The sequence below is a fragment of the Pseudomonas sp. FH1 genome, assembly GCF_000510895.2.
Taxonomy (GTDB): Bacteria; Pseudomonadota; Gammaproteobacteria; order Pseudomonadales; family Pseudomonadaceae; genus Aquipseudomonas; species Aquipseudomonas azotoformans_A.
In genome coordinates this window covers 1-2,293 of the sequence record NZ_AOHM01000096.1, presented here as the reverse complement: position 1 = coordinate 2,293, position 2,293 = coordinate 1, and the positions used below count along the sequence as shown (strand labels likewise).

At 52.2% G+C, this 2,293-nt stretch carries 2 protein-coding genes and 1 pseudogene; 1 reads left to right on the top strand and 2 read right to left on the bottom strand.

Annotated features, from left to right (window positions below; translation table 11 throughout):
• A pseudogene (locus H096_RS34140) lies at positions 1 to 601 on the top strand (MFS transporter); the annotation flags it as partial.
• 415 nt (positions 602 to 1,016) lie between these two features.
• Here the strand turns inward: H096_RS34140 and H096_RS24455 are convergent.
• The gene (locus H096_RS24455) at positions 1,017 to 1,646 is read right to left on the bottom strand and encodes an HAD family hydrolase (RefSeq protein ID WP_033901918.1); all 630 of its coding nucleotides are present in this window, start codon (positions 1,644 to 1,646) and stop codon (positions 1,017 to 1,019) included.
• A gap of 81 nt (positions 1,647 to 1,727) precedes the next feature.
• Complete coding sequence (locus tag H096_RS24450; RefSeq protein WP_033901917.1) at positions 1,728 to 2,225, bottom strand: hypothetical protein; 498 nt, start codon at positions 2,223 to 2,225, stop codon at positions 1,728 to 1,730.
• Between the last annotated feature and the right edge of the window lie 68 nt (positions 2,226 to 2,293).

The following is a 2,293-nucleotide window of genomic DNA, read 5'->3' as shown; positions in this document are numbered from 1 at the left end:
GCCTGCAGCCTACGTTGCATGCGGCAATACTTTTCGTACAAAGCCTAGTTCCAGCAAACTAACCAATCGCATATTCATCCTGCTGGCAGCGCTGCTGACATTCCAGTCGCTGGTTATTTCTTCCGTCTCAGTCCACCTACTTGATGTGCTAAAACTGCTTGGCATCGCAACTTCAACAGCACTGGCCATAGGAATGATGATTGGGCCATCTCAAGTCATGGCACGCCTTGCAGAGTTTTCGATTGGGCGAAACCTACACCCTACCTGGTCGGCTCGTATCGCCATCCTGCTATGCGGGGTGGGTATTGCGCTGCTGTTACCGGCCATCCCGTGGCTGGCCTTCGTAGCCTTGGCGCTTTACGGAGCAGGTAATGGAATTCTGACCATTGCTCGCGGAACATTACCCTTGGCTCTATTCGGCGCGGATGGCTACGGAGCACGTATGGGGCTGCTGGCTCGCCCGATGCTGATTGCCCAGGCTGTAGGCCCCATAGCAGCAGCACTTGCTCTAGAAAGATTTGGATCAATTCCGCTGTTAGTTGGAATGTGCATTCTAGTAGCAATAAGCTTTATTACGAGCCTTGCTCTCCCTGCCAAATGACTGGCTAAATGGGATTAGGCACGTATGCCGTGATCAAGCCGCATAATCTCGTCATGGATAATTGTGAATCCCATAGGTGTGCACAGCACCCTGCAGGGTGTCTGACGGCCTACACCTGCTACAGATCTTACAAGCCATCGCTGCGCCTTCTTTCGGCTTCCAAACACTTCAAGTGCGATTGAGAAGACCTGCTCGTAACGCGTCTGAAAACAGCGATTCCTAGCACTCCAGCAGCCAATCGGGGAGCGAACACATCGCCCGACAATCCTAAGCTCATTCATGCTTCACCCTCTGGTGATACTGGTCTGGTCGCCCCTCGTACTCTGTGCAGGGGGCATCCCGGCAGGGCCACCTCGTGGCGCGGCCCTTTAGCTCAGACGCAACGCTTACCATCGAATTGAAGATCTGCTCGCAGCTACCTATCACTCAGCACTGATCGTGCAAAGTGGGAAAGATTGGAAGCCCCGTCTCCATTCCTGCGCAACAGGTAACCCTTGATACCAACCTGGCCAGGCCCATCCCGATCACACCTTTCTGAGTCGCCAATCATGACGATCCGCCTCTGACCACTGAGCTCATTTTCTGGCCGGACATTAAGCAGATCGCAGGTGTGCTGATAGATGCCGGCTTGCGGTTTCATAACACCAATGCGATAGCTGAAACCATAGGCCCCAAGGTGCGGGAAAATCCTTTCCACTACGGGGCCGTAGGCCATTGCCAGGTTTGAACATACGGCCAGTCTCACCCCTGCAGCTTGCAGTAGCCCAACGGCCTCAACCGCGTCTGGATAAGGCTGAATGCTTGCCAGCTCTTCCTCCAAGCATTGATCAAGAAATGCGAGTTGGGAGGGCGAGATCTTGATACCAAAGGCCAGCGCAGCCTCGCTTAGAGAAAGGCAATGGGTCATGATCGTTCGGATGTCATCAGCGCGAGGCAAGCGGCCTTGGCGTCGCCCCTCTCGAAGCAACTGTCGAAACGGATGTGTCGGCTGCTGTATCTCTACCAGCGTTCCGAAGGCGTCAAAGATTACGGCACTGGTCTTCATCTGAGTTTCCTTCGCTGGTCACCGCCCGCAAGACAGCCAGCCACTCTAACGAGAATCAAGCTCAACAACCAAATAACCAATCTACCGAAGAGTAACGCCAAATTTTGAAAAATCATCCACCAGCGTTTTTCGACCCAGCATTTTCGGAAGCTTGAAGACGTTCCTGTACCCATACCACAAAAACATAGGAATAATGACAAGCCCAACTCCAAAGGTGGCCGTTGCAGCAATAATCCCAGCTGGAACCGCTGCTAGCGAAATAACCACACCCTTTACCAAAGTCGACCTTGCAATAATTCGCAGATCATCCAAGTCGCACTCAACTTTCCCACCAGCCTTCTCAAAAGCGACAACAATTATCGATTTCTTTGAGGCATGTTTATAGTACCAAGTTCGCGGAACATCAGTCGCCAAAGCACCATGCTTCGCAAGATACTTCAGCATCACAACCTCCTTGAAATAGAGCGTAGCGCCGTGTTCATCTTCATATCTAACACGTCGATAGAGAGCGTCTAGATCACCGCTCGCTTGAGCATCATAGTTCTTAACAGTCAATGTCAATTTCTTTAACTCGGACATGCTTCTTCCCTTAAACACACGGCGGCGGCAAAATCTGAGTGCAACACCTGACCTTTCCGGTACGGTGC